A 21066-nucleotide genomic window follows, 5' to 3' on the forward strand; every position below is an offset into this window, starting at 1 on the left:
AAAAAACGATAACTTTAATCGCCATTAAAACGGTAACTGAATACCCTTGATCAAAGGGTGGTCAAGATAGCCGGATCGGTGGTCAAGATCATCGGAATCTACACTGATGATCAAGATGGTGAAAATCGCATAAAGTATTTTTTTTAGTGATTTCATAGCTCAAAGATTTTGAAGTTTTCAAGAAGCCAATATGGTAAATTTTCTATTGATAATTAAACCCCGACAATAGCTGTCAATTATTTTTATAACTATCCCTTTTGAGCGAACTTAGTAATGCAAACAAAATCAAGCTTATGGAAAAGCCGAAACAGTATTGTCATGTATGTCAGCAGGAAGTGGATTATTCGTCAAGGTATCCCCGTTATGTGTGCCATGATTGTAGGGAACATATGACAGATGAGGAAGGAAGGCCGGTAGACTTTTTTAATGTCGCCATGTTTGGTCATGGCTGTCAGGGAGCATATAAGGATACCGGAGAGTCTTACACAAGTACCATCTGCTATATCCAAGGAATCCCCTGCGTAGCTGCGGAGCATCATTTTGGAGGGATTGTGGTGGAGGGGGTGTGAGTATTTTTTAAAGATTTAGTAATTCTAGATTTTCGATAATAAGATTTTTGGTTTCAGGAATAATTGATTTCCTAAAGGGGACTCCTAGCATCAGGACGTGATTGCAAAATCCTAATTGAGAAAAATCATATTCAATTTTTGAGAGTTCTATTTTATTGGAAGGATAACATAAAAAACCAGATTTGTTCTTAGCATCGTTAAAGGAACTGTAAGCTAGAATTTGATGCAGGTCTCTTCTATGATCTTCCTTTAACGTCTCGCTTTGATCAAATTTATTATAGAGATGAGATTTATATTTTGCATCTATAAATATCACTTGATCATCTTTTAGTAAGACTCCGTCTGGTTCTAAGTTATTTAAGCTCCACTGGAATCTCTTTTTAGAATTAGAGTAGATCTTTAGATTGGGTATAAATTTACCGCCTATCGATTTGGCTACTTCTTTAAAGATCTGCTGAATAAACTTTTCAAAAACATCAGCAAAGTCTACTCTCCATGCTGTCCCATCGATTAAATTGAAATTTAGAATTCTATTTCCAATATGCTTTGCTTCTTTTATCGTCACACCATCTGCATTCGTTATTTGAATTTTTGAGGTGATTTTAGGCTTTTGGAAATATAATTTTTCATCCAAAAATGAAATTCTTTTTGAAATTGAGGACCTAATACTTATTGGTGTGTTGGAGCTTAATAATTCTGATTTGCACAAGTCGTATACAAATCTGATTTCACTAAACTCCGAGTGGAATTCGCTTAAAAAATTTTTTCTTGTCGGGTAAATTAGTCTTTGTTCAACTTTAAAACTTTGGTTTGCATATTTATTCCAGTTTACTTGACCACTTGGTTGGTATGATTGAATTTCCTTATTGTCAAATTTTCTCCAATGTTGTTTAACTAGTTTTTCTAAAGCTGATATAAATTTTACAGCTTCTAAATATAGCGGTGGTCTAAAAGCTCTTTTGGACGCTAATGGGAGACTATCAATGAATTGAGGACTAATTTCATCACCCAGTAAGTCCAAAATTTCGACATACTCCTCAAATCTGTTAGTTCCTGTAAACCTAGGGGAAACAACAAAATCGCCTATCTGTTTTCCTGTATCAGGGGCTCTAAGTGGGATGGTACCAATGAATTCAGAAGTTTTAAAAAAAATAGATGCATTTAGATCCGAACCTTCGATTTTAGCTTCTATTCCCAAAAAGCTGAATAATTTTGAATTGTATTGGATAAATTTTTGCAAATAATGGCCAATGATCCTTTTATCGGCTCCTTTAAAAACCTTTTTCTGTAATTCCTTACCGCTGATAGTTGAAGATCTTTCAGTTAAACAAGGAATTTCATGAAATAACCCTTGGTCTTTAGTCATTCGAAAAGTGGTTGGTTAATCCTATCAATAAAATAACTATTGAACTCTTCAATTGCAGAAGTCAGCAAACCCTCTTGAATATACTCCTTAATCAGAGGAAAAATTTCATATCTGATTCTATTTTCAATTTCATTTTCTGATTCAGCAATAAAGTAACCTTGGCCTGGCTGAAGATTCAACTCATTAGATGTAGCATGCCAGTCAAAAATTTCAGCAATTTTATTGAAGTCATCTTTATAAAAATTTGAAGATAAAATAGGTTTCGGTTTAACAGTATACCATGCAAAACGTCTTCTTAGCGCAAAATCAACCACAGCTAAGCTTCTATCTGCTGTATTCATAGTTGCAATCACATAGAAATTCGATGGTAGCTGTTTTATTTCTAAACCAGGAGCAACTTTAATGGATACGTCTGCTTCTTTCATTTTATGTTCAAAGAGGTAAAAAACAGGTCCCAAGACATTAGAAAGGTTAGCTCTATTTATTTCATCGATGACAAGAACTATATCTTCTTTTGGATTATCTCTTGCATAAGATACTGCCTCAGCTAGATTGCCCAAAGAGCCTTCATATGAAAGATTACCACTGTTAAGATTAGGTCTAATACCATAAATGAAGTCAGAATACGTGGTCTCAGCATGAAACTGAGTGAAGAAGTTTTTTGCCGAAGATTTGGTTGCAATTTCTTTTGCTAGGGTAGTTTTTCCAGTTCCGGGTGGGCCTTGGAGAATAACAAATTTTCTTTCTTTAATTAACTTTTGAATAGTTTCTAAATCTTTTACTTTATCCTCTTTTAGGAATGGTTTTAACGCATTTGAAACAGCGTTTCTATGTTGTGAATTTGTTGGCCATTCTCTTATTTTAGCGTAGGCAGCTAAGAAACCTTTAATATATTTTTTCCCTTCTTCATTAAGAGGATTGTCAATAATTTGACAACAATTAATTACTTGTGAATATTTCCCAATAGTCCGCGATAAATGCTGAATTTTTGAATTTTTACTAAAGCTTGAAGGAAGAGAGGAAGTAGTATTTGTAAAATCAGTTGAGCAATAACCGTCATTGTTGGTTAGCTTTGTAAATAGCCTCTTTAACCCAGGACGACTTGCCAATTCGTAATCTCTTTTAAAATTACTCGAGCCAACACAAAAAGATACAACCCATGGTTTGTGCTCTTCAGTAGGGAAAATAACAAAAGAATAATCATGATATGCTCCTGATGTTTCTTCATCGGGATGGATAAAACCGAAATATGCTCCATTATCTTTTAAGACATCTGGCTTTATATTTTCTCTTAAAATGTAAGATTTGGAGAACTCATTTTCATTATTAGCACCAAATTCAGCAGCCCATTCTTCAATTAAAGTAATTACGTCTTGTATCATTTTTTCAAAAATTAAAACTCAAAAAAACTAACCATTGGCTTATCTAGCGCTTTGGCGATTTTATAGACCGTTTCGATTGAAACATTCCTTTTACCATTTTCAATATCAGAAATATATGTTCGGTCCAACTCAGCCAGTTCAGCGAGTTTTTCCTGAGATATATTCTGACTTTTTCTAATGGCTTTTACTTTCTCGCCATAAGCTACTTTGATGTCCATATTGCAATCTGAAAAAATGTGGCTTATTGTGCCACGGACTATAGTCTACAAAAAGCTATTTTGTTGTATATTTGATTTGAAACTTATTCAATATGAACAAAATCATCCCCGTTACCACAGAATACCTTTCTCCTTCCAGATCAATAGAAATTTTAAACTTGGCAAGGTTCGAGGAAAGCAAACAAGTCTATGTGTACAATTTTGAAGGAAATCATTTTAGGATTTTTGAAAGTTTGGTTGACTTGATCCTGTTTTTTGAAATTGGTAAAGAACCCCTCGCTGCATTTGATTCCGAAAGTGATTTGGATGAATATTTAAATCAAATACCGATTGGGCATGGAAAGAAACCTTTAAATCTAAAGTTAAATTACCTATATAGGGACGGAGCAAATTACAAGCAGTTCGGATACGTTGTTTTTGCAAATCCTGATTTTATTACACCTCTAAAAGCATCAGAACAGTTGAGGCAGAAATTGATTTCCAATGAGTTTTTTGTTCCGCAAGAGTGGAAATTGCCGAGATTACAATATCATCCTTATGACCCTGAGATTGACCATGAATGGCATGAATTTGAGGAGTTTGAATGGACAGAAGAAGGTGTTACTGATAAAAGAGATTTCAAGGAATTTTTGGAAGGGATTGAAAAAGGATATGAAATCTGAGGTATTGGAAAGCTACGGTTTATTACAAATGTAATCCACTCCATACATCCACCACCCTTTTCACACACATCCCCAATTCCTTCTTGACCTCAAAATCCCAAAACCGCAGCACAGTCCAGCCTTTGGATTGGTAATAATCGTTGATTTCCCTGTCACGCTGCATATTTCGTTCGATTTTAGGAATCCAAAAGTCACGGTTTGATTTGATCGTCTCCTTTCTGTTTTCCCAATCATGCCCATGCCAAAAGGAACCGTCTATAAAGATCACCAGCTTGTATTTGATCAGGCTGATGTCAGGCTTGCCGGGGAGTTTTTGTTTATTGCTCCTGTACCTGACTCCCGCATGCCAAAGTGCCTTTCGGAGCAGTTTTTCAGGTTGGGTATTCTTGCCCTTGATCCTTGACATATTGAAGGAGCGCTGGGGCGTGGTATAAAAGCCCTCTGCCTCCGAAAACCTCGGCACACTAATTTTTGGTTCAGGTTAGGGTTTGATAGTGGGTGGTTGGGGCTTTTTTGTCATGGGTTGGTAACCATTAAGGTAATTAAGGCTTGTGCTATCTTAATGTTTCTTCACTTCTTAATGGTTACTCTTCCTCCGTGAATTTGTTACCATAAAGGATTGTGGATATGGGAAATATAAATCTTTCAGATTTTAAAGTTAAATTGAAGATACAGTAATAATTTTTTGGGTATACACATAAACTTATTTCTTTTGGAGATAATTTGAGATTTGTTTAATTGGGATAGTTTGATGAATTTTGTAATCAATTATCAATAATTATATGGCCCTGACTATCAAGAGTATTCCTGTGTTAAAGGAAAAGGAAGCTCAAAATTTTGTTGAAATGGCTGAAAAAGCTATCACAAAAAGCGCTACTGTGGATTTCAGTAATGAGTTGAAAAGAGCGCGTGCTATTTTAAAAAAAGCAAAAATGATGTAAATAATTGAATTTTGGGGTTTTTGTTAGAAAATTGTACTTTTTCTCTTTTGAATGAGGAGATTTTGAAAAATGCAAATCAATTCGATTGTGGGCATCATGATCTAAATGACTTTTTCCAAAATGATGTTTTAGATTATTCCTCGCAGCTTCTAGGCAAATCATATTGTTTTCTATTAGATGAAGATCCTAAAACTATTGTTTGTGCTTTTTCTATTTCGAATGATAGTATTAAAGTGAATTTTTTGCCTAATAGTCGGAAAAAAAATGTCAATAAGCAAATACCTCGTGTTAAACAATTTAGAAGCTATCCTGCAGTATTAATTGGAAGACTTGGTGTAAATATATTGTTTAAAAAGAGGGGTATAGGTAAAGAGCTTATGGATTTTATCAAGTCATGGTTTATTGATCCTGGGAATAAAACTGGATGCCGCTTTATTGTTGTGGATGCCTATGATGAAGACGATCCATTAAAATATTATCAAAGTAATGGTTTTAAATTTTTATTTGGAGATGAGGCACAAGAGCGTCAGTATACGGGTGTTTCTAATGATAGGCCCGTCAAAACTAGATTGATGTATTACGATCTCATTGAATTACTCGCAAAATAATTCCTTATTCCAAGACATCCGAACCTGTTTTTCCGTCTTATTATCGTAACTTCCAATTCCAATGAAACATTTGATGCTATGGGCCATAGTCGGACTGGTAATGACCGCTTGGTCCTGTAATCCCACAGAAAACGTAGACCCAACAAGTATGCAGGGACAATTCGCAGGGACTTTTGAACGAACCGTGAACGGACAATCTGAAGGAGTGGCCAATGTGGGCCTGATTTTAGAAGGCAATAGCTTTTCGGGGTCTGGTGGTCCCAATCGCTACCCGGTTATCTGTAATGGTACGTTTACCGTCTCGGGAGGGAATATTACCTTCGAAAATGCCTGCTTCTTTACCGCTGACTTTGATTGGAGTTTGATTCTTTCGGGATCCTTCCGCTTGAGTAGGGTGGGTGGGGAGTACATCCTCCAACGCTCCAACGATAACCTCGTGGATACCTATCGTCTGAGAAGGGTGGAAGCTAATAATTAGCTTTAGAGATTCATACTCTCTAAAGAAATTCTGACTAGTTTCCCTCGTAGGTTTTCTGTTCCTGGAATCTGCTCATAATCATTGGCTTCAAAGCTGATATATTTCCCATCCAAGCTATGATAGAGTCGATTCCAAGCAGTTGGCCCTGTTGAAAATCTTTTTTGGACCTGTTTCTGTCCATAATCATAAAAATCCAAAAGATGATTGCCGGTGCCATGAATCAACAGCACCTGATTACTGCTACAGCTTCTGCAAAATTCCACCCGGATAAAGGAGTAACCTAAAAATCCCAAATCAATGCGGTTACCTTTATCTACTACATAGGTATCTCCATCAAACAAGACAAAGCGCTCGGACATACGGTCCATAAACATGTTTCGAATCATCGGATCATTTACACCGCTGGCGATGGTGGTTAATTGATTCAATTGTTCGTCGAACTTCATCAGCCCTCTCATGTCTCCTCCAATCCCATAGAAGTACACATTTTTATCCACTCCATTGCTGCGTGGAAAGTTGGTCTCATAGATTTCATCATTTTCCCAGCCTTTCCTAGGGTGGTTAGCAACGGCATTTCCCTGTTGGCTATCTAAGGTAAACCATGTGATTCCGCTGCTACCCACCTGATACAGTTCCATGACAGCTTTTCCAGCCGTGGTAAATGCCATTTCATGGACATAATAATTATCATGCGGCTGAAAGGGAACAGGAGGGAGTGTGATGCTACTGCTGAGATTGCCTGTGGCACTGTTGAAGACCTGAATGCGTCCGTCCATCGAAGCCACATAGACTTGTTGATTGAAGGGGTTGTAACTGACGTGAGAAGGTTGTTCCGATTGGAGGGCTATGCTTTTGAGAAGTTTAAAATCTACCAGATCGATAAAATGCAGTCGGGAAGGTCTTTCGGTAAGCATCCAAACCTGATCTTTGCCAGGTACCATAGCCGTGGATATGACTAAGCCTTCGAAAGGTAGGGATTCATCAAAGTAGTTGATATGAATGTTTTTAGTATACCCATTGTTCATGTCATCTTTGTATTCGATGGTAAATGGGTAGCTGCCACCTGCTCGCCCACAGCTGTAAGAATACGTAATTTTTGTACGGGCTGCATTGATGGTGACGGGTGAAAAATTATGCTGACACCAAGTGATGATGGGGCGTAAATCTAGGTCTTTGATAGGTCCTGTAAATTCAATTTCGAAGGCAGCTACCCGTTGACTGGTTTCTTCCCCAAAAATCGGCGTGATTTTTTTGATATTTATCGGGGCAGCTTGCTTGATGGTGACCTTTCGGATTTCATTTCCGGCCTTGATTTCAATTATCCCCTCTCGAGGCTCATCACCAGGGTTAGCTGTATAAATGAAATTGAGGTTTCTATTGCCCTGCCCATTTGGTTCTTCCAGATTAATCCAATCTACAGCAGTACTAGCTACCCAAGAGGCATTGGAGGTGACCGCAACAAAAGAAACCCCATCCTTGATATTGGCTTCAAAAGTTTGTTTGTCTACTTCTAGTATGACTGTTCCTAATTCCAAACTTACATTTCGCTCTGTGACAATATTTTCTACAATCGTGACCGAAACGGTGCTCGAAATATAGGAGGCGGCACTGATCGAAAGTTCGTACTCACCTACAGGGATACGCTCAAAGTTGTACCGCCCTTCATAATTGCTTTGGATTGTCCGGGAAAAGCTTGAATTTTTGATTTCCACCTGCGCTCCATCGATTTTCAGTCCCTCTTCGCTACTGATAATTCCAATCAACTGACCAAATTGTTTGGGTTGATTACCTTCTTCATCACAAGCCAGTACTAAAGAGAGCAATGAAAGGAAGAACAGGGAACGAATAATTTGTAAGCGCATGGGAATGAATTTTATTTGTCTGGGAATCCAAATGTATCACTATTGTAACTATATTTACCGCATTCGATTATAAAAAATTTTATTTCCCAGCTATGAATTTTTCTAAAACTTCATTTTGCGCTTCTTTCTGGTGCAGTTTACTCTTCTTAGGAGTCATCTTGGCATGCGGTCCTATGGGTGAGTCTTTGGAGGGACCGGATAGATTAGACGTCAGTCATAATGTCTTAGTCTTTGAAGATCCAGATGAAACTAAAAAGCTCCAAATCATCAATACCAGTAATTACCCTGTCAATTGGTCCTTAGAGAGTTTATCTGAAGATGTGTTGGTTTCACCTTTTGGAGGAATCTTGGCAGCAAATGGCGTTCAGGAAGTGGATGTTCGCTGGCTTTCTGTTGGTTCTGATGGAGCGCTTCGGTCGGAACTGTTGATTCTTAAGTCTGGAAATACCGTTGCTAGGGAAATAGAAGTCAGAATATTAGCGCCACAAGCTGGGAGATGGATGCTGGAAGATGAAATTTTGGATGCAGTATACGATCCCAACCTCAATCGAATTTGGGCTTTGGCGAGTAATCGCAGACTCTTGATGATGGATCCTGATGGGAAAAATTTACAAACTATTGTATTGGAAATCCAAGGGTCCAAACTTTCAATCGATGCAACGGGAAACCGTATTTTAGTAGGACATGAGTCGGCATTTTCATACTTAGAATTACCGACTGGACAGTTGATTCAGCGGAAGAGTGTTCCTTTTCCTATCCATGACCTACTATTGGGTTCCAATGATTGGGTGTACATTACCGACTCCCAGCAACAGCATTCACATATCTATGCAGTCAATTTACAAGGCTCGGAGGCAGATTATGCCTATAATGCGCGCATTTACAGCAATGCGAATATTAGCATGCATCCAAGTGGTGAATATTTACTCTTAGCTAGTACTTCCACAATGCCCGATGATGTATATAAGTTTAAAATAGAAGGAGGTTGGCCACGATTACTATATGATTCTCCTTATCATGGGGATCATCGATTTGGAGGAAAGGTTTGGTTTGATCGGACGGGTACGCGATTTTTTACCCGAACAGGAAATGTTCATCAGTTCAGTGAAGAGCAGGTCTGGGATTTGAGATACGTGACTAAATTTCCCGGATCCACCCCTTTTGTGACGGTAATACCTGGAAAGCGCAAACCGCTTATTTATACCGTTCGGGATGAAAATATAGATCGGATGTTTCTAAGCAATATACAGCCCTCCTTTACTGTTTTCAATGCTTCGGATTACCGACAGGAGCTGAATGTGACCCTTCCGAGACAATCTCGCATGGTGAATGGGGAGGTGCAATATTACCATACGGAAATTCCCTTCGCTTTTGTCAATTCCCAAGAGGATAAAATGTATCTGATTGAAAAGGGCAGAAATCAAGAAAACAATCGCTTCTCTTGGTCCATTTTAACTGTTCCGATCAATTGAATTTGTTTATTTTCTTCTTAGGTGGCTTGTTTTTTTTTGATTTTCAGTATATTCCAATGGAGTAATCCTGAAAAACTTCTAAAATGTTCGATTAAGGACAATTTTGTATCAATTTAAAACAACCCACTATGAAAATGTATGCTATTCAAGGGATGCTGGCACTTCTACTGTTGGTATCTGCCTGTGATTTTAAGATAAAAGAGAAAGAATTTACAGGAGAAATGGGGGCAAAAGATATGGCCTTAGCTGACTTTACCCAATTGGTGCTCAAGGGTGCTTTTGATGTGTATATTGCTCAAGGGGATAATCCATCGATAGAAATCAGTGGAGACGAGAGCTTGGTAGAAAAAGTGGAGGTATCCCAATCCGGAGATGTGCTGACAATTTCCCTCAAGCGTCCCAAAGAAGATGTGAAGTTGACCAATGATCTCAAAATCAGCCTCACAGTGAATCAATTGGAGCAATTGAAGTTTGACGGTGCAGGCCAAGTCAAATCCACGCAGCGTTTGGGTGTGAGAGATTTCAAAATTTCAGGTAATGGAGTAGGGAATATAGAATTGGATTTGGATGCTAATTCCGTGGAGGCTGTGTTGAATTTTGTTGGGAAAATGCAGTTGACAGGCGATACGGAACGCTTGCTGTTGAAAAATGAGGGGGTAGGAAATATCGATGCGTCCAAATTGATGGCCAAGGATTGTCAGGTAGAAAGCAGTGGGATAGGGGCAGTTTCCATTCATTGTACAGGGGAGTTATCCTTGGATATGAGTGGCATTGGCACCGTGTCCTACAAAGGAAACCCGACGGTGGTCCATGAGAAAGTTTCAGGGATAGGAAAGGTGAATAGAAATTAGTGAGTAGTGAGGGGTGAACAGAGAACAGTCTCACTATTACAGTGCACATCTCGCTCGCTTCTCGCCTCTCACTTCTCGTCTCACATCTCGTCTCAGATCATAAGCTTGTCAGGCTCACTTCACGAGCCCAAACCTTTCTGCCGCTTCTTTTCTAGAAAAGGCATTGAAGTGCCACCATTCAGAACCGATGCCTGTAAATCCTCCATGCTTCATGACTTTGCGAAGGATTTCCCGGTTGGTGATGTGTTCTTGGGTGATTTTGCCTTCACGGAGCATTTGTTGTTCTCGGTCTGGATAAGCTGGGTATCCAAAGAAATCAAAAGGTGTGCCCATATCCAAGGCCTCCCCAGTTTCTTGATAGGCTAAGGTCAGGTCTACAGCAACTCCGTAATTATGTAAACCTCCAATTTTGGGATCTGCTACGTACAATGGCTTAATGCTGTCAGGTTTGTCTAAGTTGTCCCATAGAATCTGCTGTACCCGTACAGGGCGGACACCATCATAAACCAAGAAGGTGAGTTCGGGATGATCCTCTTTTAATTTTTGATGGGCTTTTTTTAGCATCTCAGCTACGATGGGCTGTACGTAGCAACGGTATAGATCTCCATAAACATCCTTCCCGAAGAAGTTATCTTCAGTTGAATATTTGAGGTCTACATAAATACCTGGAATAACAGCTTCTACGTCCACCAAGCCTGCATCAATTAGACTTTGCTCCAATTCTCCTACCTGATCTATGATTTGAAACTGTTCATCTCCTATACTGACCAAATCATTGAAGTCTACACCGGTGGCTGTGGTTTCGGTCATTTTGCTTTCACAAGCAAGGTGAAGCGTCAGGAAAAGAAGAATGATGGTGCGGACAGGAGTATTCATAGGAGCTTAGGAAAGGTTTTTCTTGATAACAGTAGCAGATGCCTGCGCTGTGGGCAGCATAATAATATCTGCTAAGACCACATGTGGAGGTCTGCTTACAGCAAAAGCGATGGTTTCGGCAATATCTTCCGGGCTTAGGGGTTGGTATCCTTTATATACGGTTTTGGCACGTTCACTATCGCCTTTGAAGCGGACTAAGGAGAATTCTGTCTCCACTAAACCTGGGTGAACACCAATCACTCGGATGCCGAATGGATTCAAGTCCATACGCATACCATTGGTAATAGCGTCAACTGCATGTTTGGAAGCGCAATATACATTCCCATTGGGATAGACTTCTTTTCCTGCAATCGAACCAATATTCACGATCGTACCTTGTTGCCGGGCAATCATCCAAGGCATAATTTCTTTGGATACATATAGGAGTCCTTTGACATTGATATCCATCATGGCATCCCAGTCCTCTAAACTTCCCTGATGAATAGGGTCTAGTCCATGGGCATTGCCCGCATTATTAACCAGAACATCAATCGCTTTCCAATTTTCGGGTAATGTAGCCAAGGCTTCTTTCACATCCTCTTTGTCCCGGATGTCAAAACAAAGCTTGATACAATCTGCACCTTCCAGTCGGAGTTCCTTCTCTAATTCTTGAAGTCGCTCGAGGCGTCTGCCGGTTGCGATGATATTATAGCCGATTTGTGCCAATGAAAGGGCAGTGGACCAGCCGATACCGGAGGTCGCCCCTGTGATTAATGCGATTTTTCTAGACATGGTGGATAGGCCAGTGAACTATTTATATGTGAGACGGTTTGAAACACAGGATTAAAGTACAAAAATATCCAAGGATTTAAAAACAGCACTGTAATTCTTACTTTTTCATAAGGAGTAACTGAATGGTAGGAGGTAATGGATAAGTGATTTTGAAGGTTTTTTCTTACATTTTGAAAATTAATGGGCTGATTTTGTAATACTTATTCGTATTGAGAGAAAATTCATTTGAAAATTTTTGATAGAATTTTGAATGTTTAAGAAAAGGGTATAATTTTGCCATCCGTTAAGACATCTAAAACACAGAAATCTTAGCGAAATCAGTTGGGGGAATACCAAAGCGGCCAACTGGGACGGACTGTAAATCCGTTGACTTATGTCTTCACAGGTTCGAATCCTGTTTCCCCCACAAAATAATTTGATGATTATTTTAAAAGCGGGAGTAGCTCAGTTGGTAGAGCGGCAGCCTTCCAAGCTGCAGGTCGCGGGTTCGAGCCTCGTCTCCCGCTCTATGCTTTTATAGCATGTCTAAGTTTAAGCCGACGTAGCTCAGGGGTAGAGTACTTCCTTGGTAAGGAAGGGGTCGCGGGTTCAAATCCCGTCGTTGGCTCTGAAAACATAGAAAAATTTACTTATCTATATCTTTAACTAAAACAGAGGATTTTCACACATGGCAAAAGCAACCTTTGACCGTTCCAAACCACACGTTAACGTAGGTACGATTGGTCACGTAGACCATGGAAAGACAACTTTGACTGCTGCCATTACAACAGTATTGGCCAAAAAAGGTCTTTCTGAACTAAGAGATTTCTCTTCTATCGACAACGCTCCAGAAGAAAAAGAAAGAGGTATCACAATCAACACTTCTCACGTAGAGTATCAAACTGAGTCTAGACACTACGCACACGTAGACTGTCCAGGTCACGCTGACTACGTTAAGAACATGGTAACTGGTGCTGCTCAGATGGATGGCGCTATTCTAGTAGTAGCTGCAACTGACGGACCAATGCCACAAACAAGAGAGCACATCCTTCTTGCTCGTCAGGTAGGTGTACCTGCACTTGTTGTGTTCTTGAACAAAGTGGATATGGTTGATGATCCTGAGTTATTAGAACTAGTTGAAATGGAAGTTAGAGAATTGCTTTCTTTCTACGATTTCGACGGTGACAATATTCCTGTAATCGCTGGTTCTGCCCTTGGTGGTTTGAACGGTGAGCCTCAGTGGGAAGAGAAAATTATGGAATTGATGAATGCTGTAGATACACACATTCCACTTCCTGAGCGTTTGGTAGACAAGGATTTCTTGATGCCTGTTGAAGATGTATTCTCTATTACTGGTCGTGGTACTGTAGCTACTGGTAGAATCGAAAGAGGTGTTATCAACTCTGGTGACCCTGTAGATATTATCGGTATGGGTGCTCAAGGCCTTAAGTCAACTGTAACTGGTGTTGAAATGTTCCGTAAGATCCTTGACAGAGGTGAAGCTGGTGACAACGTTGGTTTATTGTTGAGAGGTATTGAAAAGTCTCAAATCAGAAGAGGTATGATTATCTGTAAGCCAGGTTCTGTGAAGCCACACGCTCACTTCAACGCTGAGGTTTACGTACTTTCTAAAGAAGAAGGTGGTCGTCATACTCCATTCTTCAACAAATACCGTCCACAGTTCTACTTAAGAACTACTGACGTAACTGGTGAGATCAAACTTCCTGAGAACGTAGAAATGGTTATGCCAGGTGATAACGTTACTATCGAAGTGAACTTGCTTAACGCAGTTGCTTTGGAAAAAGGTCTACGTTTCGCTATCCGTGAAGGTGGTAGAACTGTAGGTGCTGGTCAGGTAACTGAAATTTTGGACTAATCCATAATTAAGCATAAATTTCAAATGCGATCCTGAAAATTTTTGGGATCGCATTTGTTTCTTAAAGGTATTATCAATACTTTTGCAGTCCCTTTTGGGGTATAAATAATCTACGGGCATAGTTCAATGGCAGAATAGCGGTCTCCAAAACCGTTGATGGGAGTTCGAATCTCTCTGCCCGTGCAAATAGAGTAAAACCATGAACGTTAAAAATTTTGTCATAGAATCGATAGATGAGATGAAGAACAAGGTCACTTGGCCTTCTTATTCGTTTCTACAAAACAGTGCTGTTTTGGTGCTGGTAGCCTCTTTGATCTTTGCCTTAGTTATAGGTGTGATAGATCTGGGCTTCGAAAATTTGATGAAGTGGTTTTACGATTTATTCTAATCGCATAAAATTTACTGATGGCTGAACATAAGTGGTACGTACTACGGGTGGTAGCTGGGCAAGAGAAAAAAGCCAAGTCTTACTTGGATAATGAAATTGTCCGCAACAAACTTGAGGATTATATTCCCGAGGTTTTGATTCCTTCCGAGAAAGTTTACGAAATGCGTAATGGAAAAAAACGTGTCAGAGAGAAGAACTTCTTTCCTGGATACGTCTTAGTTCATGCGGATCTCGCTTATGGTGAGGCTAATCACGTAATTACAAGCATACCGGGTGTAATCGGATTTCTTGGATCAAACCAGGGGGGAGCTTCCAAAACCCCTGAACCATTACGACAATCAGAAGTCAACAGGATTTTAGGTCGTGTTGAAGAGATTGATGAGTTTGCTGAGAAATTAGATACTCCATTTATAGTCGGGGAAACCGTAAAAGTAATGGACGGTCCCTTTAGTGGATTCTCTGGTACAATTGAGGAAGTATTTGAAGATAAGAAAAAACTTAACGTTATGGTTAAGATTTTCGGACGAAATACTCCTGTCGAATTAAACTTTATACAAGTAGAAAAACAAGATTAAGAAATGGCTAAGGAAATCACTGGTTATGTGAAATTACAAGTGAAAGGTGGCCAGGCTAATCCTTCACCTCCGGTAGGTCCTGCTCTTGGTTCCAAGGGTTTGAACATTATGGAGTTCTGTAAGCAATTCAATGCCCGTACCCAAGAAAAAATGGGTCATGTATTGCCTGTCTTGATTACTGTTTTTTCTGACAAATCTTTTGAGTTCGTTGTAAAAACTCCTCCAGCTGCAAATATGCTGATCGAGGCTGCGAAAGTAAAAGCTGGTTCTGCTGAGCCAAACAGAAAAAAGGTAGGTTCCGTAACATGGGATCAAGTAAAAGAGATTGCTGAAGTGAAGATGCCTGACTTAAACGCTTTCAAAGTGGAATCTGCCATGAAAATGATTGCAGGTACCGCTAGAAGTATGGGTATCACTGTTTCTGGAAAAGCCCCTTGGGAGGAATAAATAAAACACTATGGCTAAGTTAACAAAAAAGCAAAAAGAAGCTCTTTCTAAGTACGACCCAAGCCAGCAGTACTCCTTAGAGGATGCTTCTCAAATCGTAAAAGATATCACATTGACTAAATTTGATGCTTCTGTGGATGTAGACGTTCGTTTGGGCGTTGATCCTCGTAAAGCTGATCAAATGGTGAGAGGTGTGGTAGCTCTTCCGCATGGAACTGGTAAGGATGTAAAAGTACTTGTACTTTGTACTCCTGACAAGGAACAAGAAGCAAAAGAAGCTGGTGCAGATCATGTAGGTCTAGACGATTACATTGCCAAAATTGAAGGCGGTTGGACAGATGTTGATGTTATCATCACTATGCCAAACGTTATGGCAAAGGTCGGTAGACTAGGTAGAGTTTTGGGTCCAAGAGGCTTGATGCCTAACCCAAAATCAGGTACTGTAACCTTAGAGGTTGGTAAAGCTGTGAAAGAAGTTAAAGCTGGTAAGATTGATTTCAAAGTAGATAAATTTGGTATCATTCACGCTGGTATTGGTAAGGTTTCCTTTACTCCTGAACAAATTCAGGACAATGTAAAAGAACTTATCGCTACTATTTCTAAGTTGAAGCCTGCTTCTTCTAAAGGTACATATTTCAAGAGCATTCACTTATCAAGTACAATGTCTCCTGGTGTTAAAGTAGATAAGGGTAGCATTCAAGGTATTTAATCATGACTAGAGAAGAGAAATTACAAATAATCGAAGGTCTTACCGAGAAGTTCAAAGAGACTCCTTACTTCTACATTACAGATGCAGCAGGATTCTCAGTAGCTGACGTTAATGCTTTCAGAAGAACTTGTTACGAAAAAGGAATTGAGTACAAAGTGTACAAAAACACTTTGATTGCAAAAGCATTGGAAAACTTAGAAGGCGATTACAGCGATTTCGCTGCAAAAGTATTGAAAGGTTCTTCCGGTATTTTGTTTTCAAAAGAGGTTGGAAATCTTCCTGCAAAAGTTCTTTTAGATTTCAGAAAGAAACGTGGTAAGAAAGAAACGCGTCCAGTATTCAAAGGTGCTTACATCGATTCAGATGTATTTGTTGGAGAAGAAAATCTAGAGTTGTTATCGAACCTTAAGTCTAAAAATGAACTTATTGGTGATGTTATCGGCTTGCTACAGTCTCCAATGACCAACTTGGTATCTGCTCTTCAGAGTGGACCAAATACTATCGCAGGACTTGTTAAAACACTTTCTGAGAGAGAATAATCAATTTATAAAATCAATTAGTAAAAAAATCAACAATTTAAATATTTAATACAATGGCAGATCTTAAACAACTTGCTGATCAGTTGGTAAACTTGACTGTAAAAGAGGTAAAAGAGTTAGCTGATATCCTTAAAGAAGATTACGGTATCGAACCAGCTGCTGCGGCTGTAGCTGTTGCTGCTCCTGGTGCTGGTGGTGGTGCTGCTGCTGAAGTTGAAGAAAAGACTTCATTTGACGTTATCTTGAAATCTGCTGGTGCTCAGAAACTAGCAGTAGTAAAGCTTGTGAAAGAATTGACTGGTCTTGGCTTGAAAGAAGCAAAAGAATTAGTTGATGGTGCTCCTAAAGCTGTGAAAGAAGGCGTTGCTAAGGACGAAGCTGATGCTTTGAAAAAGTCTCTAGAAGAAGCTGGAGCTGAAGTAGAAGTAAAATAATTTGATTAACCTTTGCCTGATTGTAGGTTAAGGTTATGAAGATAGACCTGACTTGATGAGTCAGGTCTTTTCCTGTTTGTGCTCAGGATTAAAATTGCACTATTTCTAGCGACAATTGTCGTATTTGGTTAAAAATTATCACTAAAACAAAAACTGCCTTGGCTATCCAGAATCAAACCGAAAGGAAAAGTTTCTCATCTATTAAGGTAGTCAAAGACTATCCTGATTTCCTAGATATCCAGTTACAATCTTTCAAAGATTTTTTCCAATTGGATACTCCTGCCGAAAGAAGAAGACAGGATGGTTTATTTAAGGTGTTTTCTGAGAACTTTCCTATAAGTGACTCACGAGAAAACTTTACCCTTGAATTTATTGACTACGCGGTAGATCCACCAAAATACTCTGTAGAAGAGTGTATAGATAGAGGCTTGACTTACTCAGTGCCTTTAAAAGCTAAACTTAGGTTGCTTTGTCATGATGAGGATAATGAAGATTTCGAAACTATCGAGCAAGAAGTATTCTTGGGTAATCTTCCTTACATGACTGAAAAAGGTTCTTTCGTGATCAATGGAGCGGAACGCGTAATCGTTTCTCAGTTGCATAGATCTCCAGGTGTATTTTTTGCTCAATCGAAGCATACCAACGGAACCAAACTTTATTCTGCCAGAATTATTCCTTTCAAAGGGAGTTGGATTGAATTTGCGACAGACATCAACAATGTCATGTATGCATACATCGACCGTAAGAAAAAATTCCCAGTAACCACGCTTTTAAGAGCGATCGGTTATGGTTCTGATAAAGAAATCTTGGACTTGTTTGGCCTTTCTGAAGAGATTGAGGCTAACAAAACAAGCCTTAAGAAAATTGCCGGCAGAAAATTAGCTGCTCGTGTGTTGAAAACATGGGTAGAAGACTTTGTGGATGAAGATACCGGTGAGGTGGTTTCTATTGATAGAAATGAAGTTCTATTGGAAAGAGATTCCATCTTAACTGAAGAAGATATAGAATTGATTTTAGATTCAGGAGCTAAGTCCATCATTCTTCACAGAGAAGATGTGAATGTGGCTGACTTCTCCATTATCTACAATACGCTTCAAAAAGATAACTCCAACTCGGAGAAAGAAGCGGTTGAGGTAATCTACCGTCAATTAAGAAATACTGAAGCTCCGGATGAGGCTACTGCAAGAGAAGTAATCCACGGATTGTTCTTCTCTGATAAGCGTTATGATCTAGGAGAAGTTGGTCGTTACAGAATCAACAAAAAATTAGGATTAGATATTGATTCTGAGAAAATTGTATTGACTACAGAAGACATCATTAGCATTGTGAAGTACTTGATCGGTTTGATCAACTCCAAAGCAGTAGTTGATGATATCGATCACCTTTCTAATAGAAGGGTTCGTACAGTAGGTGAGCAGTTGTACAGTCAGTTTGGAGTAGGTTTGGCGAGAATGTCCAGAACTATTCGTGAGCGTATGAACGTACGTGACAACGAAGACTTCAAACCTGTTGACTTGATCAATGCACGTACACTTTCTTCTGTGATCAACTCTTTCTTTGGAACCAATCAGCTTTCTCAATTCATGGATCAGACCAACCCATTGGCTGAATTGACCCATAAGAGAAGATTGTCTGCCTTGGGTCCAGGTGGTCTTTCCCGTGAAAGAGCTGGTTTTGAGGTTCGTGACGTTCACTACACGCACTATGGTCGTCTATGTACGATTGAAACTCCGGAAGGTCCAAACATCGGTTTGATTTCCTCTCTGTGTGTGCATGCAAAAGTCAATTCCATGGGCTTCTTGGAAACTCCTTACAGAAAAGTAGAGGGTGGCAAAGTGAGCATGAATGCGAATGATATTGTATTCTTGACCGCAGAAGAGGAAGATAATAATAACATCGCCCAGGCAAATGCACCATTGGATGACAGTGGTAACTTTATCAACGAGCGAGTAAAAGCACGTTTAGAAGGTGACTTCCCAGTTTTGACTCCACAAGAGATCAATTACATGGACGTAGCTCCTAATCAAATTGTATCTGTTGCGGCTTCTTTGATTCCATTCTTGGAGCATGATGATGCAAACAGAGCCTTGATGGGATCTAACATGCAGCGCCAAGCAGTGCCTTTGTTGAGACCTGAATCTCCTTATGTAGGTACAGGCTTGGAAGGTAAAGCAGCAAGAGACTCTAGAGCATTGGTATTGGCGGAAGCTGACGGTGTGGTAGAGTACGTAGATGCTAACAAAATCACCATCAAGTATGACTTAACAGATGATGAGTTGTTGGTAAACTTCAGCGATGAATACAAAACCTATAACTTGATCAAGTTTAGAAGAACCAACCAAGATACTACGATCAACTTGACTCCATTGGTGTTGAAAGGTGATCGCGTGACTAAAGGTCAGGTATTGGTAGAAGGTTATTCTACTAATAAAGGTGAGCTTGCTTTGGGTAAGAACTTGAGAGTTGCTTACATGCCTTGGCAAGGATACAACTTTGAGGATGCGATTGTAATTTCCGAGCGAGTGGTACGTGAAGATATCTTTACGTCTATTCACATCGAAGAATTTCAGTTGGAAGTAAGAGATACCAAGAGAGGTGAGGAAGAATTGACTTCTGAAATCCCTAACGTATCTGAGGAAGCAGTGAAGCATTTGGATGAAAATGGTATCATCCGTGTAGGTGCTGAAGTAAAAGAAGGTGACATCATCATCGGTAAAATCACTCCAAAAGGAGAGACTGACCCAACTCCAGAAGAGAAATTGCTTCGTGCAATCTTTGGTGATAAGGCAGGCGATGTGAAAGATGCTTCTTTGAAAGCTTCTCCTTCTTTGAATGGTGTGGTTATTGAGACCAAATTGTTCTCTAGACCTAAGAAAGATAAAGATCTTCGTGCGAAGGCGAAAGCTGAAGTTGAGAAGTTGAAGAGCAAGTATGCAAAAGACTTATTAGGCATCCGTGCACGTATGATCAACAAATTGATTACGCTATTGGATGGCATGACTTCCAGTGGAGTAAGACATAAATTTGGTGATGAGATCATCTCTAAAGGTGTGAAGTTTAACGCAAAGAATATTGAGCAAAACTTATTCCCTGCTAAAAACCCATACAGAGATGAGTCTAACTATAACGTACCTGAAGAGGCTAATTTGATCTCCGATATCATCTTGGATGATTGGACAGAAGATGCACGCGTGAATTCATTGGTTCAGCAGTTGGTTAAAAACTATGTGAACTCTAGAAATGAAATCTCGGGTAGATTCAAGAGAGACAAATTTACCCTTGAAGTAGGTGACGAATTACCTGCAGGTATTGTACAATTGGCTAAAGTTTACATCGCTAAAAAGCGTAAGCTTAAAGTAGGTGATAAGATGGCCGGTCGTCACGGTAATAAGGGTATCGTTGCTAGAATCGTACGTGATGAGGATATGCCATTCTTGGAAGATGGAACACCAATGGATATCGTATTGAATCCGCTAGGGGTACCTTCTCGAATGAACATCGGTCAGATCTACGAAACAGTTCTAGCTTGGGCCGGTTACAAACTAGGTAAGAAGTACGCTACTCCAATCTTCGATGGTGCGACTATGGAAGAAGTAGCTGCCGAATTGGATGCTGCTGGATTGCCAGCTTACGGAAGAACGTATCTTTATGATGGTTTGTCCGGTAAGATGTTTGATCAGCCGGTAACTGTAGGTATTGCTTACATGTTGAAATTGGGTCACTTGGTTGATGACAAGATGCACGCAAGATCCATCGGACCATACTCTTTGATCACGCAGCAGCCATTGGGTGGTAAAGCCCAGTTTGGTGGTCAGCGATTTGGAGAGATGGAAGTGTGGGCTTTGGAGGCCTTCGGTGCTTCTCACGTATTGCAGGAGATCTTGACAGTGAAATCCGATGACGTGGTAGGTAGAGCGAAAGCATACGAGGCTATCGTAAAAGGTGAAAACCTTCCTAAGCCAAATATTCCAGAATCATTCAACGTATTGGTTCATGAATTGAGAGGCTTGGCTCTTGAAATCACCTTAGATTAATTCAAAAAAAATGGGCCGCAAGGCCCTTA

Annotated in this window: 23 protein-coding genes and 4 tRNA genes; 19 read left to right on the plus strand and 8 right to left on the minus strand. The window is 39.6% G+C overall.

Features of this window, described 5'->3' with window-relative positions:
• Positions 1 to 24: 24 nt before the first annotated feature.
• Positions 25 to 156: a hypothetical protein gene (locus IE080_RS19655; protein WP_262893064.1), complete on the minus strand. Its 132-nt coding sequence runs from the start codon at positions 154 to 156 to the stop codon at positions 25 to 27.
• A 137-nt stretch (positions 157 to 293) separates the two neighbouring features.
• On the opposite strand from IE080_RS19655, the gene IE080_RS17565 reads away from it, so the two are divergent.
• On the plus strand, positions 294 to 569 hold the full coding sequence (locus IE080_RS17565) for a hypothetical protein (RefSeq protein ID WP_189585875.1): 276 nt from the start codon (positions 294 to 296) through the stop codon (positions 567 to 569).
• 7 nt (positions 570 to 576) lie between these two features.
• On the opposite strand, the gene IE080_RS17570 is transcribed toward IE080_RS17565, so the two are convergent.
• Genes IE080_RS17570 through IE080_RS17580 form a run of 3 tightly spaced genes read right to left on the minus strand, consistent with a single transcriptional unit; the run spans position 577 to position 3535 of the window.
• Positions 577 to 1935 (minus strand): 5-methylcytosine restriction system specificity protein McrC, encoded by a 1359-nt coding sequence (locus IE080_RS17570; RefSeq protein WP_189585878.1) that lies wholly within the window; start codon positions 1933 to 1935, stop codon positions 577 to 579.
• Positions 1932 to 3317: an McrB family protein gene (locus IE080_RS17575; protein ID WP_189585880.1), complete on the minus strand. Its 1386-nt coding sequence runs from the start codon at positions 3315 to 3317 to the stop codon at positions 1932 to 1934. The genes IE080_RS17570 and IE080_RS17575 overlap by 4 nt, the downstream gene beginning before the upstream one ends.
• Positions 3318 to 3328: 11 nt before the next feature.
• Entirely contained in the window at positions 3329 to 3535 is a 207-nt protein-coding gene (locus IE080_RS17580; protein WP_189585883.1) for a helix-turn-helix domain-containing protein, read from the minus strand.
• A 92-nt stretch (positions 3536 to 3627) separates the two neighbouring features.
• Between IE080_RS17580 and IE080_RS19565 the strand changes: the two genes are divergently transcribed.
• The gene (locus tag IE080_RS19565) at positions 3628 to 4197 is read left to right on the plus strand and encodes a hypothetical protein (protein ID WP_229800718.1); all 570 of its coding nucleotides are present in this window, start codon (positions 3628 to 3630) and stop codon (positions 4195 to 4197) included.
• A gap of 22 nt (positions 4198 to 4219) precedes the next feature.
• Here the strand turns inward: IE080_RS19565 and IE080_RS17590 are convergent, their stop codons facing one another.
• Positions 4220 to 4660 (minus strand): very short patch repair endonuclease, encoded by a 441-nt coding sequence (locus IE080_RS17590; protein ID WP_189585886.1) that lies wholly within the window; start codon positions 4658 to 4660, stop codon positions 4220 to 4222.
• Positions 4661 to 5006: 346 nt separating this feature from the next.
• Here IE080_RS17590 and IE080_RS19660 point away from each other — a divergent pair, with 346 nt between their 5' ends.
• The 3 genes from IE080_RS19660 to IE080_RS17605 all read left to right on the plus strand — a co-directional run bounded on the left by IE080_RS19660 (position 5007) and on the right by IE080_RS17605 (position 6224).
• Positions 5007 to 5138 carry a hypothetical protein gene (locus IE080_RS19660; RefSeq protein ID WP_262893065.1) on the plus strand — a complete coding sequence of 44 codons (132 nt, stop codon included), beginning with the start codon at positions 5007 to 5009 and terminating at the stop codon, positions 5136 to 5138.
• Positions 5139 to 5149: 11 nt separating this feature from the next.
• Positions 5150 to 5746: an N-acetyltransferase gene (locus IE080_RS17600; protein WP_189585891.1), complete on the plus strand. Its 597-nt coding sequence runs from the start codon at positions 5150 to 5152 to the stop codon at positions 5744 to 5746.
• A gap of 61 nt (positions 5747 to 5807) precedes the next feature.
• Positions 5808 to 6224 (plus strand): META domain-containing protein, encoded by a 417-nt coding sequence (locus IE080_RS17605; RefSeq protein ID WP_189585893.1) that lies wholly within the window; start codon positions 5808 to 5810, stop codon positions 6222 to 6224.
• A gap of 2 nt (positions 6225 to 6226) precedes the next feature.
• On the opposite strand, the gene IE080_RS17610 is transcribed toward IE080_RS17605, so the two are convergent.
• Complete coding sequence (locus IE080_RS17610) at positions 6227 to 8086, minus strand: BACON domain-containing protein (protein ID WP_189585896.1); 1860 nt, start codon at positions 8084 to 8086, stop codon at positions 6227 to 6229.
• 92 nt (positions 8087 to 8178) lie between these two features.
• On the opposite strand from IE080_RS17610, the gene IE080_RS17615 reads away from it, so the two are divergent.
• Together IE080_RS17615 and IE080_RS17620 are read left to right on the plus strand one after the other, a co-directional pair.
• The gene (locus tag IE080_RS17615; RefSeq protein WP_189585899.1) at positions 8179 to 9558 is read left to right on the plus strand and encodes a TolB-like translocation protein; all 1380 of its coding nucleotides are present in this window, start codon (positions 8179 to 8181) and stop codon (positions 9556 to 9558) included.
• Positions 9559 to 9686: 128 nt separating this feature from the next.
• Complete coding sequence (locus tag IE080_RS17620) at positions 9687 to 10409, plus strand: head GIN domain-containing protein (protein ID WP_189585902.1); 723 nt, start codon at positions 9687 to 9689, stop codon at positions 10407 to 10409.
• Positions 10410 to 10523: 114 nt separating this feature from the next.
• On the opposite strand, the gene IE080_RS17625 is transcribed toward IE080_RS17620, so the two are convergent.
• Positions 10524 to 11285, minus strand: coding sequence for a M15 family metallopeptidase (locus IE080_RS17625; RefSeq protein ID WP_189585905.1), 762 nt, complete (start codon positions 11283 to 11285; stop codon positions 10524 to 10526).
• 6 nt (positions 11286 to 11291) lie between these two features.
• Positions 11292 to 12056 (minus strand): SDR family NAD(P)-dependent oxidoreductase, encoded by a 765-nt coding sequence (locus tag IE080_RS17630; protein WP_189585908.1) that lies wholly within the window; start codon positions 12054 to 12056, stop codon positions 11292 to 11294.
• Between the two features lie 323 nt (positions 12057 to 12379).
• On the opposite strand from IE080_RS17630, the gene IE080_RS17635 reads away from it, so the two are divergent.
• The 12 genes from IE080_RS17635 to rpoB all read left to right on the plus strand — a co-directional run bounded on the left by IE080_RS17635 (position 12380) and on the right by rpoB (position 21037).
• Positions 12380 to 12462, plus strand: a tRNA-Tyr gene (locus tag IE080_RS17635).
• 27 nt (positions 12463 to 12489) lie between these two features.
• A tRNA-Gly gene (locus IE080_RS17640) sits at positions 12490 to 12562 on the plus strand.
• Between the two features lie 29 nt (positions 12563 to 12591).
• A tRNA-Thr gene (locus tag IE080_RS17645) sits at positions 12592 to 12663 on the plus strand.
• 60 nt (positions 12664 to 12723) lie between these two features.
• Positions 12724 to 13911, plus strand: a complete 1188-nt coding sequence (gene tuf, locus IE080_RS17650; protein ID WP_189585910.1) for an elongation factor Tu — start codon at positions 12724 to 12726, stop codon at positions 13909 to 13911.
• A gap of 112 nt (positions 13912 to 14023) precedes the next feature.
• Positions 14024 to 14094 (plus strand) — tRNA-Trp (locus IE080_RS17655).
• 16 nt (positions 14095 to 14110) lie between these two features.
• The gene (secE, locus tag IE080_RS17660) at positions 14111 to 14299 is read left to right on the plus strand and encodes a preprotein translocase subunit SecE (protein ID WP_189585913.1); all 189 of its coding nucleotides are present in this window, start codon (positions 14111 to 14113) and stop codon (positions 14297 to 14299) included.
• Between the two features lie 17 nt (positions 14300 to 14316).
• Positions 14317 to 14874: a transcription termination/antitermination protein NusG gene (nusG, locus tag IE080_RS17665; RefSeq protein WP_189585916.1), complete on the plus strand. Its 558-nt coding sequence runs from the start codon at positions 14317 to 14319 to the stop codon at positions 14872 to 14874.
• Positions 14875 to 14877: 3 nt separating this feature from the next.
• The gene (gene rplK, locus IE080_RS17670; RefSeq protein WP_189585919.1) at positions 14878 to 15321 is read left to right on the plus strand and encodes a 50S ribosomal protein L11; all 444 of its coding nucleotides are present in this window, start codon (positions 14878 to 14880) and stop codon (positions 15319 to 15321) included.
• 10 nt (positions 15322 to 15331) lie between these two features.
• Entirely contained in the window at positions 15332 to 16030 is a 699-nt protein-coding gene (gene rplA / locus IE080_RS17675) for a 50S ribosomal protein L1 (RefSeq protein ID WP_189585922.1), read from the plus strand.
• A 2-nt stretch (positions 16031 to 16032) separates the two neighbouring features.
• Positions 16033 to 16569 (plus strand): 50S ribosomal protein L10, encoded by a 537-nt coding sequence (rplJ, locus tag IE080_RS17680; RefSeq protein WP_189585925.1) that lies wholly within the window; start codon positions 16033 to 16035, stop codon positions 16567 to 16569.
• A gap of 53 nt (positions 16570 to 16622) precedes the next feature.
• The gene (rplL, locus tag IE080_RS17685) at positions 16623 to 17003 is read left to right on the plus strand and encodes a 50S ribosomal protein L7/L12 (RefSeq protein WP_189585928.1); all 381 of its coding nucleotides are present in this window, start codon (positions 16623 to 16625) and stop codon (positions 17001 to 17003) included.
• Between the two features lie 158 nt (positions 17004 to 17161).
• The gene (rpoB, locus tag IE080_RS17690) at positions 17162 to 21037 is read left to right on the plus strand and encodes a DNA-directed RNA polymerase subunit beta (protein ID WP_189585931.1); all 3876 of its coding nucleotides are present in this window, start codon (positions 17162 to 17164) and stop codon (positions 21035 to 21037) included.
• Positions 21038 to 21066 lie beyond the last annotated feature (29 nt).

The sequence above is a fragment of the Mongoliitalea lutea genome, from assembly GCF_014652135.1.
Lineage (GTDB): Bacteria > Bacteroidota > Bacteroidia > Cytophagales > Cyclobacteriaceae > Mongoliitalea > Mongoliitalea lutea.

Bases quoted from the DNA above. Each gene is read 5' to 3' on its own strand.
- IE080_RS19655 (WP_262893064.1), bottom strand. From the start codon at position 156: ATGAAATCACTAAAAAAAATACTTTATGCGATTTTCACCATCTTGATC.
- IE080_RS17565 (WP_189585875.1), top strand. From the start codon at position 294: ATGGAAAAGCCGAAACAGTATTGTCATGTATGTCAGCAGGAAGTGGAT.
- IE080_RS17570 (WP_189585878.1), bottom strand. From the start codon at position 1,935: ATGACTAAAGACCAAGGGTTATTTCATGAAATTCCTTGTTTAACTGAA.
- IE080_RS17575 (WP_189585880.1), bottom strand. From the start codon at position 3,317: ATGATACAAGACGTAATTACTTTAATTGAAGAATGGGCTGCTGAATTT.
- IE080_RS17580 (WP_189585883.1), bottom strand. From the start codon at position 3,535: ATGGACATCAAAGTAGCTTATGGCGAGAAAGTAAAAGCCATTAGAAAA.
- IE080_RS19565 (WP_229800718.1), top strand. From the start codon at position 3,628: ATGAACAAAATCATCCCCGTTACCACAGAATACCTTTCTCCTTCCAGA.
- IE080_RS17605 (WP_189585893.1), top strand. From the start codon at position 5,808: ATGAAACATTTGATGCTATGGGCCATAGTCGGACTGGTAATGACCGCT.
- IE080_RS17610 (WP_189585896.1), bottom strand. From the start codon at position 8,086: ATGCGCTTACAAATTATTCGTTCCCTGTTCTTCCTTTCATTGCTCTCT.
- IE080_RS17615 (WP_189585899.1), top strand. From the start codon at position 8,179: ATGAATTTTTCTAAAACTTCATTTTGCGCTTCTTTCTGGTGCAGTTTA.
- IE080_RS17620 (WP_189585902.1), top strand. From the start codon at position 9,687: ATGAAAATGTATGCTATTCAAGGGATGCTGGCACTTCTACTGTTGGTA.
- IE080_RS17625 (WP_189585905.1), bottom strand. From the start codon at position 11,285: ATGAATACTCCTGTCCGCACCATCATTCTTCTTTTCCTGACGCTTCAC.
- IE080_RS17630 (WP_189585908.1), bottom strand. From the start codon at position 12,056: ATGTCTAGAAAAATCGCATTAATCACAGGGGCGACCTCCGGTATCGGC.
- tuf (WP_189585910.1), top strand. From the start codon at position 12,724: ATGGCAAAAGCAACCTTTGACCGTTCCAAACCACACGTTAACGTAGGT.
- secE (WP_189585913.1), top strand. From the start codon at position 14,111: ATGAACGTTAAAAATTTTGTCATAGAATCGATAGATGAGATGAAGAAC.
- nusG (WP_189585916.1), top strand. From the start codon at position 14,317: ATGGCTGAACATAAGTGGTACGTACTACGGGTGGTAGCTGGGCAAGAG.
- rplK (WP_189585919.1), top strand. From the start codon at position 14,878: ATGGCTAAGGAAATCACTGGTTATGTGAAATTACAAGTGAAAGGTGGC.
- rplA (WP_189585922.1), top strand. From the start codon at position 15,332: ATGGCTAAGTTAACAAAAAAGCAAAAAGAAGCTCTTTCTAAGTACGAC.
- rplJ (WP_189585925.1), top strand. From the start codon at position 16,033: ATGACTAGAGAAGAGAAATTACAAATAATCGAAGGTCTTACCGAGAAG.
- rplL (WP_189585928.1), top strand. From the start codon at position 16,623: ATGGCAGATCTTAAACAACTTGCTGATCAGTTGGTAAACTTGACTGTA.